The sequence below is a fragment of the Richelia sinica FACHB-800 genome (assembly GCF_014698825.1).
GTDB lineage: Bacteria > Cyanobacteriota > Cyanobacteriia > Cyanobacteriales > Nostocaceae > FACHB-800.
Genome location: NZ_JACJTT010000004.1, coordinates 208,237 through 223,042, shown reverse-complemented (window position 1 = coordinate 223,042; position 14,806 = coordinate 208,237). Strand labels below are relative to the sequence as shown.

Genomic DNA, 14,806 nt, shown 5'->3' with positions numbered 1-14,806 from the left:
TGATACTTATTTTCATTAACTCTCTTAGGACTTAAATAAGCTTTAGTTCTTGTGTACTATTTTGGTGGCTTTTTTTGATGTGTGACAGTTAGGGTGCGGAAGGTGGGTTGTATAGTTCCTGCCAGCGACGGGGTATTTTAACTAAAGTAGAGCGATCGCGCAAAAAATGCAGCATCTCTCCACGAATATAAGGAACAGCAAAGGAACTGAAAGCGTATCCCTGATTAGGGTCAAAACGCTCAATTGCCCTAATTAAACCCAAATAGCCAATTTGTACCAAATCTTCGTAAGGTTCGCTACATTGATGGCTAAATTTATGGGCCATCTTTCTGACTAAACCCTTATGTAATTCTACAAGTTGGTTACGCAGTTTGATAGTAGGGTTTTGATGGTATAAGTTTAATAGCTCTAATCCATTGACTCTCCCTGAGGACTCACTTCCATTCATATAATTTCCCTTTGTTTTAACCTTTTTTCGCGCAGCAGCAAGTTGCGTATATATTCTTTCAGACTGTCATTATTCTCCTCAGTCCAGCCTGAATAAGCTATAGTTGTTTTACTGAACTTAGCAACTAAGTAAGCACGGAATGTCGTATTTTTACTGAAGATTTTCGATTCTCTGATGTTGCAGATAATGTTGCCAAATTAGATATCAAATATGTGGGAAATACCAATTATTTTCCTTGTTACTAAAACTTGGCCCAATTAAGTAAAATTGCTGTTTACATGCGGAAATACGGCTAATTCTCTGATTGAGCATCAGCACAGAGACTGGTAGCATCAAAAAATCAAGCAAAACCCAATCTCTAGATTTTCTCCCTAGTTAACCAGTACAGCCATAGGTAAAAATGGTAGTGAGTAGGAAATTGTCTCAAAAATGAGTTTTTAAAGATGAGCAATACCAGCAATTTTCGTGCAGCTTTCCGTGAGGCTCAAAATCAAACCCTCGTTGGCCCTAACGTGATTGCCAACGCCCTACCCTATGTTGGTGGAGGACTTGTACTCACAGCATTGGGAACCTATGGTGGGTTGGGAATTATTCGGAATAACCCTGAACTATTCTTCCCCACCTTCATTGGTGCGGTGATTCTGGAATTAATACTTTTCTTTGTTGCTCAAAATGTAGCTGAAAAAGGCAAAAAGAGTATAGCTCTACCATTATTAGGAATTTACAGCCTCTTATCTGGATATACTCTTAGTGGCTTAGTATTCGTTGCCTTGAGAACCCCCAATGTCGGCATTCAAGGTATTGGTATTGCCGCTTTAGGTTGCGGTATTACTTTTATATTTGCCCGTCAAATTGGTTCTAATCTTTCTGAAGCCGATGGTATGGCTTTAAGTAAAACTATCTATCTAGGGGTAATTGCCTTAGTGGTGGTTTGCCTGATCCAATTTGTCTTTGCTTTATTTGGTGTTTACACACCCACTTGGTTAGAAATTGGTATTTCTGGGTTAGGAGTATTTCTGTTTGCTGGGGCTGCGGTGGTTGATTTTTATATTCTGCCCCGCACATACCGCAATGACCAGTATCTACCTGCGGCTTTGTCGATGTACTTGACCTACATCAATCTTTTCGTTTTCATCTTACGTCTACTCATTGCGCTGAATGGTAGAGATTAAGGTCTGACATAACAAAATATCAATGATTGATTGAGATGTAGGGTGTGTTGTCGCTATGATAATGCACCCTACTTGTTGAGAATAATCAAACATCTAGAGACGTTTCGGTGGAAACTCTCTACAAGGTTTCTAAAATACACAAATGAGAAATTCGGGCTTTTTCTGTAATATGACGGTGGTCAAATCAGATTTTTGAGTTTATTGCTAGTAATTATCTGTTATTACCAGCTAAAATCAGAAAAGTAAATAAAATAGATAGTCATATCTGCAAATCCACAAGGCTCTAAATTTGAGCAACTCCTATGGAAGTCTTAGAACTGAAACGCGAAATCGAATTGTTGTCTGGTCGCCTGGGTAAAACCCAGGACTATCTTTGACGTACCTGCATTACAAGCCAAAATTCACGACCTGGAACAAATATCAGCCCAGCCAGAATTTTGGGATGACCAAAACCAGGCCCAAAAAACCTTACAAGAACTTAATGACCTCAAAGCTCATTTAGAGCAGTATGATCAGTGGCAAAGTCATCTGGAAGACACCAAAGCTGTAGTTGAGCTATTGGAGTTAGAAACAGACGAAAGTTTGTTGCAAGAAGCAGAAGCTACTATTAATAAACTCAATCGAGAACTTGACCAATGGGAGCTAGAGCAGTTACTTTCCGGCCCCTATGATGTGGAAGGTGCAGTGTTAACCATTAATGCTGGTGCAGGTGGGACTGATGCTCAAGACTGGGCGTTTATGCTCCTACGTATGTATACCCGATGGGCAGAAGCTCATGGCTATAAAGTGGCTTTGGCGGAAGAGTCAGAGGGTGATGAAGCGGGGATTAAATCAGCTACGTTGGAAATTACCGGACGCTATGCCTATGGTTATTTGCGCTCGGAAACCGGTACCCATCGCTTAGTACGCATTTCTCCCTTTAATGCCAATGGTAAACGGCAAACCAGCTTTGCAGGGGTGGAGGTAATGCCACAAATTGATAACTCTGTACAGTTGGATATTCCCGAAAAAGATTTGGAAATTACTACTTCCAGGTCAGGTGGTAAGGGAGGACAAAACGTCAACAAGGTGGAAACTGCGGTAAGAATTGTCCACCTACCTACAGGTTTGGCGGTTCGCTGTACAGAAGAACGTTCTCAACTGCAAAATAAGGAAAAAGCTCTAGCTCGTTTAAAAGCCAAGCTATTAATTATTGCCCAAGAACAACGCGCTCAAGAAATTGCGGAAATTCGCGGCGATATGGTAGAGGCTTCTTGGGGAAATCAAATTCGTAACTATGTGTTCCACCCTTACCAAATGGTGAAAGATTTGCGTACTAATGTGGAAACAACTAGTATTAACGATGTGATGAATGGCGACCTAGATTTGTTTATTCAAGCTTATTTGCGGCAAGAGAATCAATTAGTAGATAGCGATGCCAATTAAAAAATGAAGATGATTTCTAGGTTCCATTCTTGACCTTGTCTGTGAATTTGAATTTGGCTGATGAATTCTCGCAGGTAAAATCTGCGTTCTACTTCTGATAAGTCTCGCCAAAATTGGGGGATGGAGACAGCTTGAGCAACGGAAATGAGGTTGACAGGGGGGAGGGTTGCTAACTTTCCTTGGAGTGCAGAAATCTCTGTACGGAGTTTGTAAGCTCTTAACTTAGCGGTTTCTGCATCCAAAATCCCTGTTTCTACTAAGTCTGGTAACTGCTGGAGAATTTGTTGCTGACGAGCGATCGCATCCCCTACACTATTTTTAATGCCATCTAATTGAGGAAAGTTCAGCCCAGCAATGGCTGAGGGTAAGTCACGACAAACGATTTCGATGGTTTGATCTAAAACTGCTTGGTAAGGGATAGCCCGGCATTTTGGTTGATAACGGCATTTAATAGGACGTAAATATAAATATTCTTTATCTTGGTAACGTTGGGTAACGCGAGTCACCGTCATGGGGGACTGACATTCACCACAAACCACCAACCCAGCTAAAGACCGAGGTGCGCTAGCAGTGCGAGATGGTAAACGACTGTTGCGTCGTAAAAGCCTGTCAACTTGGGCGGCTTCTTCTCTGGAAATTATGCCAGGATGGGTATCAGCGACAATCTCTCCATTTTGATAGGCGGTATCACCACGATAAACGGGATTGGTCAGCCAACGCTTACCTGTGGTGACAGAAATTTTCTTCCCGTATTTCTTCCCTAGATAGCGCACAGAACCCCGTAGGGAACCGTAGAGTAGAAAGTGTTCAAAGAAGTCTTTGACCACGGGTGAAGTGGCTCTGTCAATGGTATATTTGCCTTTACCGCGACGATAACCATAGGGTGCTTTCCCTGGTGGTGGAGCAAGTTCTAAACGACTCCGCGCGTGTCCTTGACGAATACGACGGCTACGTTGCTGACGTTGGATTTCTTGTAATAATTTTAATAATTCGATGCGGAGATGGGCAGTATGGGAGGTGTATGGTTGCTCTGTGGCAATAACTATCACTCCCCAAGCTTCTAATTGATTGAGGCGATCGCTTACTTCTTCTAGTTTATCCCCTAATTCCTCCAAACGGCGAATCAGTAGATAATTAATAGACTCTGCTGCACAGTCCGACAGTAGTTTTTGTAATTCTGTTCTTTTTCCCAAATCTTGATAAACCCTATCCACCTCCCAACCCCATATAGATTGATCAGGGGGTGATTCTAAAAGTGGATCTGTGTATATATAAGCAATTATTTTCATTAGTTTTCAGTATTGTTTTTATCTTATAGAGATTTTTATTTTATGAGGTTAATATAGATGTGCATTTGCAGATAAAGCTGTATGAAATTAATAATTGAGCACAGATAAACACAGATAATCATGACAATTAATAGATATTTAGTGGTCATTAAATTTGTATGCTTTGAAATCCTTGTAGAGACGTTCCACTGGAACGTCCCTACATTCTTTTTCATCAAATATCTAAGGTGTTCTTGTAGTTCATTGACCTGACGCAAAGATTTTTTCAGCCAAGTTTATTTATCTCCTATTTCACCTTTTTTTCGTCATCCTCCAAAGTTTTCACCCGTTGCAGCACAGGGAAATATTGGTTTATTAACCAAATCATCACCTCAATCGTTGAGTCTCCTTGCTGAATGCGGTTTTTAGCTTGGACACCTAACAGTAGAGTTTGCAGAACTAGCAGCAAAGCGATAATTTTACGGGTTAAGGTAGAGTACATTGCTTTCACCTTGTTTAGTGGTTACAAGGTGAATTGTTTTTTTGGGTATTTCCCCAGACACGTTCCCCAAGCATAATCTATAATGCTTGTATCACCAAGGTTTGCCGCTTGGGGAGGCTTGTTTCCTTGGGCAAAACAAATTTCTTAAGATAGTTTTCATATTTAACCAATGCCAAGGAATATTCGCTGGGATAAATCGCTTCTAGACAATGTGCTAAATTTGGTGGAAGCTTTGCTGCAACTATCAGAACAGCAATCGGACATATTACAACCAAAGCCCCGGCTTTATGTTCAGTGGGATAGTGATAAACTCAGAGTTACAGGCTACGAAACCAAACAGACAAGAGCGCAAATCAGCCGCACAATTGAAGTAGGCACAAAAAAAGAACATTTACTACAGTTAGTTAAAAAAAATTTAAACCTCCCTCAACGTCAAAACGTTTATGTTCCCTTGGGGTTAGTGGAACGTAAACAACAGCAACGCCGACAGTTAGATGAATGTCGAGATAGGGAGCAAGTTTATGAGTTAACCCAAGAAGTCATAGTTAAAACCTATGAACATGACTTATTTTTGCAGGAAGTAATTGCACAAAAGCCAAGGGGAAATAATAAACATATTGCCATCATCGGTGAACCAGGAGCAGGTAAGACCACTTTATTAAGTACCATTGCTTCTTTTATCCAAGACAAAACTCAAGACTTACCTATTTGTATTTCTCTTGCTAATTTACAGAGGAAAAACATTGAGGAATATTTAATTAAGCAATGGCTGACTGAAGCAATGAAATTAGTTAAATCGGATGTTGCCGTCACGCCAGAAATTGAAAGTCAATTACTTGAGTGTTTTGGTAAAAAGAGAGTTTGGCTACTATTAGATGGTGTGGATGAAATGGGTGAAAATTCACCTGTAGAAGCTTTAGCCAAAATTAACCAAGAACTAACAGCATTTTTGAGACAGGCACGAGTGGTGTTAACTTGTCGTTTAAATGTTTGGGATGCAAAAGTTAATAATACACTTACAGGATTTGATACTTATAAAACGCAAGAATTTAAATCAGTACAAATTAATGACTTTATTCAAAAGTGGTTTAAGTTTGCTGGCCAGTCATCGAAAGGGGAAATTCTACAAGCAAGATTAAAACAACCTAAACACGAAAATATTCGTAAATTGGTGACAAATCCTCTGCGGTTATCGCTGTTGTGTCAGACATTTTATTTGGATAAGCAGGGAGAACTACCAGAAACAAAAGCCGCACTTTATCAGAGATTTACTCGTTATTTTTATGAATGGAAATTAGAGTTATTTCCTGAGTTGTGTAACTCTGAGGATGTAAAGGATGAATTGCACCAAACTTTAAGCAAATTAGCTTTTGCAGGGGTTAACAGTAATGCGCGATTTCGCTTGCGGCGGAGTTTAGCACGTCAAGTAATGGGTGAGAGATTATTTAAATTAGCTTGTGATGTCGGCTGGTTGAATTTAGTAGATAGATTAGCTGAAACAGATGAAGAAGTTTATGCTTTCTTGCATCCGAATTTTCAAGAATATTTTGCAGCTTTAAAGGTGAATGATTGGCATGAATTTCTTGATCATGTTCCTGATAATCCAACACAAGGAACTTACCGCATATTTGAGTCGCAGTGGAGAGAGGTAATTTTGCTGTGGTTAGGAAGGAGAGAAGAAACCTTAAAACAGCAGCAGCAAGAGTTTATTCAGGCTTTGGTCAATTTTCAAGATGGCTGTGGTGAGTGGAACAGAAAAGATGTAGACAAAGGTTTTTATGAGTATCAAGCTTACTTTTTAGCGGCTGTGGGAATTGTCGAGTTTAAAGATTGTTCTCAAGCAGATGCAATAGTAAAGCAAATTGTTAAATGGGGTTTTGGTTATTCATCAGAAAAACAAAAGTGGATACAATTTCCGAGCACAATTAGAGATGAAGCTAGATCAACACTGGAACGGACAGAACAAACAAAAGCAATTGCTGCATTGGTACAACTGCTGCAATCACCTGATGTGGATTACTCCACCCGTATCGAGGCAGCAGAAAGTTTAGGGAAAATCGGTACAGGCAATCCAGATGCGATCACGGCTTTAGTGCAACTGCTGCAATCATTTGATGTGGATAACTACACCCGTTGGCAGGCAGCAGAAAGTTTAGAGAAAATCCACTCAGGAAATCTAGATGCGATTACAGCTTTGGTACGACTGCTGCAATCATCTGATGTGGATTACTTGGCAGCAGAAAGTTTAGGGAAAATCGGTACAGGCAATCCAGATACGATCACAGCTTTAGTGCAACTGCTGCAATCATCTGATGTAGATAACTACACCCGTTGGCAGGCAGCAGCAAGTTTAGAGAAAATCGGCACAGGCAATCCAGATGCGATCACGGCTTTAGTGCAACTGCTGCAATCATCTGATGTAGATAACTACACCCGTTGGCTGGCAGCAGTAAGCTTAGAGAAAATCGACCCAGGCAATCCAGATGCGATCACGGCTTTAGTGCAACTGCTGCCATCAAAGGAGGTGTATGACTCCACCCGTATCCAGGCAGCAGTAAGCTTAAAAAAAATCGACCCAGGCAATCCAGATGCGATCACGGCTTTAGTGCAACTGCTGCCATCAAAGGAGGTGTATGACTCCATCCGTATCCAGGCAGCAGTAAGCTTAGAAAAAATCGACCCAGGCAATCCAGATGCGATCACGGCTTTAGTACAACTGCTGCAATCATCTACTGTGGATTACTCCACCCGTATCCAGGCAGCAGAAAGCTTAGGGGAAATCGGCATAGGCAATCCAGATGCGATCACGGCTTTAGTGCAACTGCTGCAATCATCTGCTGTGGATAAGGACACCCGCAGAAAGGCAGCAGAAAGCTTAGAGGAAATCGGCATAGGCAATCCAGATGCGATCACGGCTTTAGTGCAACTGCTGCAATCATCTGCTGTGGATAAGGACACCCGCAGAAAGGCAGCAGAAAGCTTAGGGAAAATCGGCACAGGCAATTCAGATGCGATCACTGCATTGGTGCAACTGCTGCAATCATCTACTGTGGATTACTCCACCCGTATCCAGGCAGCAGAAAGCTTAGGGAAAATTAACCCAGGAAATCCAAATGCGATCACTGCATTGGTGCAACTGCTGCAATCATCTACTGTGGATTACTCCACCCGTATCCAGGCAGCAGAAAGCTTAGGGAAAATTAACCCAGGAAATCCAAATGCGATCACTGCATTGGTGCAACTGCTGCAATCATCTACTGTGGATTACTCCACCCGTATCCAGGCAGCAGAAAGCTTAGGGAAAATTAACCCAGGAAATCCAAATGCGATCACTGCATTGGTGCAACTGTTGCAATCATCTGATGTGGATAAGGACACCCGCAGACAGGCAGCAAAAAGCTTAGGGAAAATTAACCCAGGAAATCCAAATGCGATCACTGCATTGGTGCAACTGCTGCAATCATCTGCTGTGGATAAGGACACCCGCAGACAGGTAGCAGAAAGATTAGATAAAAATTCACAAAATAATAATCATCAGCATTTAGGTTTAACAGGTTTAAAAGATTATTTTCAATTTCGTAATGACTACAATCACATCTGGGAATACTCTCAAAATATGCCTTACCCCGATTTCTATCTAGCTTGGCATCTAGACAACGCTAAAAGCTAATATCACTTAATATCTGTATTGTGGGGAAAAGATTTATGGCTCAAAATCGGCGAATGGCATTAGTAGTGACACTTGCCCTTGGTACAATTGTATTTTTAACTACCACTATTTTCCGTACCATACCTGCCAATGCCCAGGAAGTTGAAAAACCAACTGTAAGTGAGAAAGTTGACTTTGACCGTATCTTTAATCAATTGGGTATCGATGGTTCTATTTTAATTTGCGATCGCAACCACAAAAAATGCTACGAACATAACCCCACTCGCAACTCACAATCATTTTTACCTGCTTCTACTTTTAAAATTTTCAACTCCCTGGTTGCCTTGGAAACTGGTGTCATTGCCAATGATGTGGCGGTTTTAACTTGGGATGGTATTCAGCGTCAATTTCCTTCCTGGAACCAGGATACCAACATTCGCCAAGCTTTCAAAAATTCAACGGTCTGGTTCTATCAGGTGCTAGCACGCAAGATAGGTCACGAACGGATGGCAAAATTCATCCAACAAGCTGGCTATGGTAATCGTCAAATCAGTACACCTGAGCAAATTGACAAATTTTGGTTAGAAGGGCCAATAAAAATTACACCCAGACAACAAATTGAGTTTTTACAACGTCTTGAACGCAGAGATTTACCCTTCTCGCCACGCACTTTGGATTTAGTGCAAGATATCATGGTTTATGAGCGCACCCCCGACTATGTGCTGCGAGGGAAAACAGGTTGGGCTACCAGTGTTACCCCTAATATTGGTTGGTTTGTGGGATATTTGGAACAAAAAAATAATGTCTATTTCTTTGCTACCAATATTGATGTCCGCAAGAATGAAGATTTAGCTGCTCGCATTGAAGTTACTCGTCGCAGTTTACAAGCTTTAGGATTGTTCTTCTGATTCCTTTAAGGTGGCTAAGGCTTCATCACACCAAGCTATCCACTCAGATTCATAACGAATCCCCGCATGTAAAACTAAGCGTCTTAATTTCTCTGTACTGCTGAGTCTGTCTGCATAGGGACATTTTTCTTGTTCAATTTCTCGATATTTAGCTAATTTCTCTACATGGATTCTGCGGTGACGTTCCACATCATCTACTAACACATCCACCGGCACTAATCCACCAGCAAATATCTTCACTAATAAATCTTCTCTGACTATATCCGGTTCACTGGGTTGGAGCATCCAGCCGATTAAATGCTGTTTCCCAGCATCGGTGATGGAGTAAATTTTTTTATCTAGACGACCTTCACGGGGAATAATTTCTGCCTCAATCAAACCCCGTGACTCTAATTTACCAAGCTCTCTATAGATTTGCTGTTGGGAAGCGTTCCAAAAATAGCCAACGGATTCGCTAAAGATTTTGGACAGGTCATAACCACTATGGGGAGCATCAATTAAACAGGTAAGAATCGCTTGCGCTAAAGCCATAAACAGCACTTGACAGATATTTATTTAAGAGTACACTATATATTGTATTCAACAAGTTGAGTAAAAATAGTTTAATTAACTAGTTGTCTACAGCAAATTTAGCTGCAAAAATCAGGTGGTGAGTCCATGCAAAATCTTCACCCAAACCAGTCAAGAGTTTTCAAACTGCCTAATAGAGTCGTAATTTTCAGTACCTTGGCTTTAGGACTAACCAGTATTGCAGGTTCTTTTTACTTCCTGGGGACTGAACCAACGCAAAAAGCAACCTCTCTACCAGTTGATAGTCGTCCTGCAATTACAGCGGTGACAGCTTTAGGAAGAATTGAACCCCAAGGAGAAGTGATTCAACTATCGGTGTCACAGAATGGGGGAAGTAACCGAGTAGCACAACTTTTCGTTAAACAAGGCGATCGCCTCAAACAAGGTCAAGTGATTGGGATTTTGGATAGTTATCAACCTCGGTTAGCTGCACTCAACCGCGCTAAACAACAGGTGAAAGTAGCAGAATCTCAATTAGCACAGGTGCTAGCTGGTGCGAAACAAGGGGAAATAGAGGCACAAAAGGCGACTATTGGGGAAATAAAAGCCGCATTACGACAAGAAACAGCTGCTAGAGTCGCTACAGTCAAGCGTTTAGAAGCAGAAGTGAAAAATGCGGAACTAGAATACCAACGTTATCAATCTCTGCAAGCTGATGGTGCGGTATCTACATCTACTCGCGATAGCAAAAAGTTGATTTTGGAAACAGCACAAGCAAGTTTACGAGAAGCGATCGCTAATCGTTCCCAAACATCAGAAACCCTACAAGAAAAACTCCGACAAGCCCAAGCTACCTTAACCAGAATTGCAGAGGTACGTCCCACCGATGTGCAAGCAGCAGCAGCAGCGGTAGAAAGTGCCAAAGCCGCAGTTCAGGAAGCACAAGCACAACTAGACCTAGCAATGGTGAAGTCTCCCAAAGTTGGACAAATACTCAAAATTCATACTTGGCCTGGGGAAATTATTAGTGATAAAGGCATAGTGGAAATTGGTCAGACTCAGCAAATGTACGTAGTTGCTGAAGTGTATGAAACGGATATCAATCTTGTTAAGCCAGGACAAACTGCCACTGTTACTCAACTCAATTTACCAGGAGAACTCACTGGTAAAGTTGAACAAATTGGCTTACTCATCGCCAAAAAAGACGTACTGAATACCGATCCAGCCGCAGATATTGATGCGCGAGTGGTAGAAGTGAGAATTCGCTTGAATCCTGAATCAAGTCAACGTGTAGCGGGATTGACTAACTCAAAAGTCAAAATAGCGATCGCCTTGCAGCAAAACTAAGTTTGTAATTTTTCATACTTGCATATGTGGAAACGCAAAATACCCGTCGCTTGGTTACAGTTGTCCAGAGAAAAAGCCAGAATGCTAGTAGCGATCGCTGGTATCGCTTTTGCAGACGTACTCATGTTCATGCAGTTAGGAATTAGAGACGCTTTATTTGATAGTGCTATTCAATTTCACAACAGTTTAGAAGGAGAAATTGTTCTCGTTAGTAATCGCTACAAATCCTTATTTTCTCAACAACGTTTCTCCCAAAGAAGACTCTATCAAGCACAAGGTTTTACAGGGGTACAATCTGTCAGTTCTATTTATGTAGATCCCCTCCCCTGGAAAAACCCTGAAAATAACGAAACCTGGAATATTTATGCCATTGCATTTAACCCAGAAGAAAAAGTAGTTAACTTATCGGGAGTACAAGAAAATCTAAGTAAGCTAAGAGAACCGGATACAGTTTTATTCGATTTAGGTTCTCGACAAGAATTCGGTAATATTGTCAATCAATTTAAAACCAATAATATTATCACCACCGAAATAAATAACCGTAAAATTAATGTTGTCGGGCTATTTAAACTCGGCACATCCTTTGGCATTAACGGTAATATTATTACCAGTGACGTTAACTTTCTGCGTTTATTTGGAGAAAGACGAAAAGAAGGATTAATTGATATCGGCTTGATTAAATTACAGCCAGGAACTAATGTCAACGCAGTTATTAATAATTTAAAAGCCAAATTACCTGATGATGTGAAAGTTATCTCCAAACAAGAATTTGCAGAAACCGAGAAAAGTTATTGGAATAAAAGTACGCCTGTAGGATTTGTTTTTACATTAGGTGCCATCATCGGTTTTGTAGTTGGTGCAGTGATAGTTTATCAAATTCTCTATAGCGATGTTTCTGACCATTTATCAGAATATGCCACACTAAAAGCCATTGGCTTTAAAAACAGCTATTTACTAATGATTGTCTTTCAAGAAGCATTGATTCTCGCAGCTATAGGTTTTGTGCCTAGTTTTGCTATTGCTCAAGGTTTATATTTAATTACCAATCAAGCCACACTCCTCCCCATTATGATGCACACACAAAGAGCAGTTATAGTATTTATCTTAACTGCCTTAATGTGTTCTATTTCTGCCACTATTGCTATGCAGAAATTACAATCTGCTGACCCTGCGGAAATCTTTTAAAATATGAATACACTACCTGCTATTGCTATTTCCCAGCTAAACTACTATTACGGTGAAGGTACATTAAAAAAGCAGATTTTATTTGATATAAATCTGGAAATTCAACCAGGTGAAATAGTCATCATGACTGGCCCTTCTGGTTCCGGTAAAACAACTCTCCTCACCTTAATTGGCAGTTTACGTTCCGTGCAAACAGGCAGCTTAAAAATTTTAGGGCAAGAATTATCTGGTGCTAGTAAAAGTGAAATGGTCAAAGTCCGTCGTCATATCGGCTATATTTTTCAAGCACACAACTTATTGAGTTTTCTAACTGCTCAACAAAATGTGCAAATGCCCTTTGAAAACGATGATACCATTTCCTTTACTGAGGCACAGGCTAAAGCCGCAGCCATGTTAACAACAGTTGGTTTAGGGACAAGACTCAATTACTACCCCGATAACTTATCAGGGGGACAAAAACAAAGAGTAGCCATAGCACGTGCTTTAGTCCACCATCCTAAATTAGTTTTAGCAGACGAACCCACAGCTGCATTAGATAGTAAATCAGGACGAGACGTAGTGAATTTAATGCAGCAACTGGCGAAAGAGCAAGGCTGTACTATTTTATTAGTAACTCATGATCATCGGATTTTAGATATTGCCGACCGGATTGTTACCATGGAAGATGGCAACTTGGTTGTCTCCTGATGGTATAGGCTGGCATCAGCCATACTTCTTAATTCTGTTGTATTTTCCTAAATTTGCCAAAATAGAACTGTAGGCTAGAATAACTACGCTTCCAGCATGGCCTGGGTAGGTAAATTCAGAAAGGCTGGCTGGTTATATTAAATCACAGGAAGGGAGTATGGACAGCAACAACTGGTTGCAGCAGCTAATGATGCTGGGTATTGGCACAACTTCTTTGGTAGCAGACAAACTAAAACAAGTCAGTGATGAACTAGTGAAGGATGGGAAGCTAAATCCTGAGCAAGCTAAAGCTGTTATGGACGATATTGTACAGCAGTTAAAGTCTGAACAGGGAACCTGGGAAACGCAAATGCAGCGACAGATGCGGAATATGATGCAAGATTTAGGAGTTGCACGTCAGTCAGAGGTGGACGAACTACGGGGTAGAATTGACCGTTTAGAGCGTCAAGTGCGTGATTTAGAAAACAAGCTTTGGCGTTAGAATGTAATTTCTGATTTAAACTGTTTTGTGTCTTGTCGCTAATTCTGACGGGTCACACTGCTAGTGCTGGAAGAAATCACCCTCTGGGTTTATAAGACATAGAAACTGATTTTTAATAGTTAGTTGATTTTCTCTGGCTAGATGTAACTTAAGTAGGGAGGGTTTATTTTGAAAGGAATTTTACTCAGTGTAGGTTTAATGCTGGTATGTGTTGTAGTTTTAGTATTGGCGCAAATGGGCGGCAATAATGAAACTGCTTTAGCTGCTAAAGCCTCTCAACCATCACCAGTAACTACTACTGTAACTCAAGAAAAAAATACTGTAATAGCGAGCAACACTATGTCTGATGCAAATACCATTACCACTCCCTCTGGCTTGAAATATGTTGAAGTTCAAGAGGGAACTGGTGACACTCCTAAACCAGGACAAACAGTTGTGGTTCACTACACTGGTACATTAGAAGATGGTACTAAGTTTGATAGCTCACGCGATCGCAAACAGCCTTTCAGTTTTAAAATTGGCATTGGCCAAGTGATCAAAGGCTGGGATGAAGGACTTAGCACTATGAAAGTAGGGGGTCGTCGGACATTAATTATCCCCTCAGAGTTAGGTTATGGTGCAAGAGGCGCAGGAAATGTCATTCCTCCCTATTCCACCTTAATTTTTGATGTAGAATTGTTGGAAGTAAAATAATTTACCTATGTTTCAATCTCCCCATATAGTCTAAAAATGGCTGGTTGGGAGATTGAAGACTATAGATGAGGAATACGATTATAATTTGATTCTGTTTTTCCTAACACTTCTAGAATCATTTGCCATCTTTGTGGCGAGTAGAAAGATTGTGATTTATACCAAATTTTCGGGTCTAAATTTCTTTTTTTAGTATTGCAACTATCACAGGCGGGAATGAAGTTAACTAAGCAATCTGGCCCACCTTTAGAAACAGGAATAAAATGGTCTAAGCCTACAGATTCCTTAGAACCACAATAAGCGCAACCATAAGAAAATTTGCTTTTTAATCTCTCTATTGGCTGCAATGAATAATAAGCAGAATCATTGATTACAGATTGAGCATTAGTAGTAGCTGATTTGGCTCGTTTAATAACTTTTTTCCCTTGAAGAAACCGATGAATTTTAACCATATCCTTACCTGAGTTAGACTTTTCATTTATTTCATGCACGACCATATAAAACTTTACATCTCTCACAATAAATCTTGTGAAA

General features: G+C 40.6%; 13 protein-coding genes and 1 pseudogene. 9 read left to right on the top strand and 5 right to left on the bottom strand.

Annotation, left to right across the window (positions count from 1 at the left end; genetic code table 11):
* Window positions 1–106 precede the first annotated feature (106 nt).
* A pseudogene (locus H6G73_RS05840) lies at window positions 107–448 on the bottom strand (sigma-70 family RNA polymerase sigma factor); the annotation flags it as partial.
* Window positions 449–891: 443 nt separating this feature from the next.
* Here H6G73_RS05840 and H6G73_RS05835 point away from each other — a divergent pair.
* Together H6G73_RS05835 and prfB are read left to right on the top strand one after the other, a co-directional pair.
* Window positions 892–1,620 (top strand): Bax inhibitor-1/YccA family protein, encoded by a 729-nt coding sequence (locus H6G73_RS05835; RefSeq protein ID WP_190602171.1) that lies wholly within the window; start codon window positions 892–894, stop codon window positions 1,618–1,620.
* Between the two features lie 302 nt (window positions 1,621–1,922).
* A protein-coding gene (gene prfB, locus H6G73_RS05830) for a peptide chain release factor 2 (RefSeq protein WP_190602168.1) occupies window positions 1,923–3,045 on the top strand; the annotation gives its coding sequence in 2 pieces (ribosomal slippage) (window positions 1,923–1,994 and window positions 1,996–3,045; 1,122 coding nt in all).
* On the opposite strand, the gene H6G73_RS05825 is transcribed toward prfB, so the two are convergent.
* Both H6G73_RS05825 and H6G73_RS05820 read right to left on the bottom strand, forming a co-directional pair.
* A complete protein-coding gene (locus H6G73_RS05825; RefSeq protein WP_190602166.1) occupies window positions 3,042–4,334 on the bottom strand; it encodes a recombinase family protein in 1,293 nt (430 codons plus the stop codon). The two genes, prfB and H6G73_RS05825, sit on opposite strands and share 4 nt — an antisense overlap.
* A gap of 286 nt (window positions 4,335–4,620) precedes the next feature.
* A complete protein-coding gene (locus H6G73_RS05820; RefSeq protein ID WP_190602164.1) occupies window positions 4,621–4,815 on the bottom strand; it encodes a hypothetical protein in 195 nt (64 codons plus the stop codon).
* Window positions 4,816–4,984: 169 nt separating this feature from the next.
* Here H6G73_RS05820 and H6G73_RS05815 point away from each other — a divergent pair, with 169 nt between their 5' ends.
* Together H6G73_RS05815 and blaOXA are read left to right on the top strand one after the other, a co-directional pair.
* Window positions 4,985–8,485 (top strand): HEAT repeat domain-containing protein, encoded by a 3,501-nt coding sequence (locus tag H6G73_RS05815; protein ID WP_190602161.1) that lies wholly within the window; start codon window positions 4,985–4,987, stop codon window positions 8,483–8,485.
* 35 nt (window positions 8,486–8,520) lie between these two features.
* Complete coding sequence (gene blaOXA / locus H6G73_RS05810; protein ID WP_190602159.1) at window positions 8,521–9,372, top strand: class D beta-lactamase; 852 nt, start codon at window positions 8,521–8,523, stop codon at window positions 9,370–9,372.
* Here blaOXA and H6G73_RS05805 read toward each other — a convergent pair.
* Entirely contained in the window at window positions 9,355–9,903 is a 549-nt protein-coding gene (locus H6G73_RS05805) for a PadR family transcriptional regulator (RefSeq protein WP_190602157.1), read from the bottom strand. The two genes, blaOXA and H6G73_RS05805, sit on opposite strands and share 18 nt — an antisense overlap.
* Before the next feature lie 126 nt (window positions 9,904–10,029).
* Between H6G73_RS05805 and H6G73_RS05800 the strand changes: the two genes are divergently transcribed.
* The 5 genes from H6G73_RS05800 to H6G73_RS05780 all read left to right on the top strand — a co-directional run bounded on the left by H6G73_RS05800 (window position 10,030) and on the right by H6G73_RS05780 (window position 14,275).
* A complete protein-coding gene (locus H6G73_RS05800; RefSeq protein ID WP_190602155.1) occupies window positions 10,030–11,229 on the top strand; it encodes an ABC exporter membrane fusion protein in 1,200 nt (399 codons plus the stop codon).
* A gap of 24 nt (window positions 11,230–11,253) precedes the next feature.
* A complete protein-coding gene (gene devC, locus H6G73_RS05795; protein ID WP_190602153.1) occupies window positions 11,254–12,414 on the top strand; it encodes an ABC transporter permease DevC in 1,161 nt (386 codons plus the stop codon).
* Window positions 12,415–12,417: 3 nt separating this feature from the next.
* Complete coding sequence (locus tag H6G73_RS05790; protein ID WP_190602151.1) at window positions 12,418–13,101, top strand: DevA family ABC transporter ATP-binding protein; 684 nt, start codon at window positions 12,418–12,420, stop codon at window positions 13,099–13,101.
* A gap of 157 nt (window positions 13,102–13,258) precedes the next feature.
* On the top strand, window positions 13,259–13,582 hold the full coding sequence (locus H6G73_RS05785) for a phasin family protein (RefSeq protein ID WP_190602148.1): 324 nt from the start codon (window positions 13,259–13,261) through the stop codon (window positions 13,580–13,582).
* Window positions 13,583–13,750: 168 nt separating this feature from the next.
* A complete protein-coding gene (locus H6G73_RS05780; protein ID WP_190602147.1) occupies window positions 13,751–14,275 on the top strand; it encodes an FKBP-type peptidyl-prolyl cis-trans isomerase in 525 nt (174 codons plus the stop codon).
* 59 nt (window positions 14,276–14,334) lie between these two features.
* Here H6G73_RS05780 and H6G73_RS05775 read toward each other — a convergent pair whose 3' ends face one another.
* Window positions 14,335–14,724: an HNH endonuclease gene (locus tag H6G73_RS05775; RefSeq protein ID WP_190602145.1), complete on the bottom strand. Its 390-nt coding sequence runs from the start codon at window positions 14,722–14,724 to the stop codon at window positions 14,335–14,337.
* Window positions 14,725–14,806 lie beyond the last annotated feature (82 nt).

What these genes read in the sequence shown, in the direction of transcription:
- H6G73_RS05835 (WP_190602171.1), top strand. Translation starts at nt 892, where the DNA reads ATGAGCAATACCAGCAATTTTCGTGCAGCTTTCCGTGAGGCTCAAAAT.
- H6G73_RS05820 (WP_190602164.1), bottom strand. Translation starts at nt 4,815, where the DNA reads ATGTACTCTACCTTAACCCGTAAAATTATCGCTTTGCTGCTAGTTCTG.
- H6G73_RS05805 (WP_190602157.1), bottom strand. Translation starts at nt 9,903, where the DNA reads ATGGCTTTAGCGCAAGCGATTCTTACCTGTTTAATTGATGCTCCCCAT.
- devC (WP_190602153.1), top strand. Translation starts at nt 11,254, where the DNA reads ATGTGGAAACGCAAAATACCCGTCGCTTGGTTACAGTTGTCCAGAGAA.
- H6G73_RS05790 (WP_190602151.1), top strand. Translation starts at nt 12,418, where the DNA reads ATGAATACACTACCTGCTATTGCTATTTCCCAGCTAAACTACTATTAC.
- H6G73_RS05775 (WP_190602145.1), bottom strand. Translation starts at nt 14,724, where the DNA reads ATGGTTAAAATTCATCGGTTTCTTCAAGGGAAAAAAGTTATTAAACGA.
- H6G73_RS05785 (WP_190602148.1), top strand. Translation starts at nt 13,259, where the DNA reads ATGGACAGCAACAACTGGTTGCAGCAGCTAATGATGCTGGGTATTGGC.
- blaOXA (WP_190602159.1), top strand. Translation starts at nt 8,521, where the DNA reads ATGGCTCAAAATCGGCGAATGGCATTAGTAGTGACACTTGCCCTTGGT.
- H6G73_RS05825 (WP_190602166.1), bottom strand. Translation starts at nt 4,334, where the DNA reads ATGAAAATAATTGCTTATATATACACAGATCCACTTTTAGAATCACCC.
- H6G73_RS05800 (WP_190602155.1), top strand. Translation starts at nt 10,030, where the DNA reads ATGCAAAATCTTCACCCAAACCAGTCAAGAGTTTTCAAACTGCCTAAT.
- H6G73_RS05815 (WP_190602161.1), top strand. Translation starts at nt 4,985, where the DNA reads ATGCCAAGGAATATTCGCTGGGATAAATCGCTTCTAGACAATGTGCTA.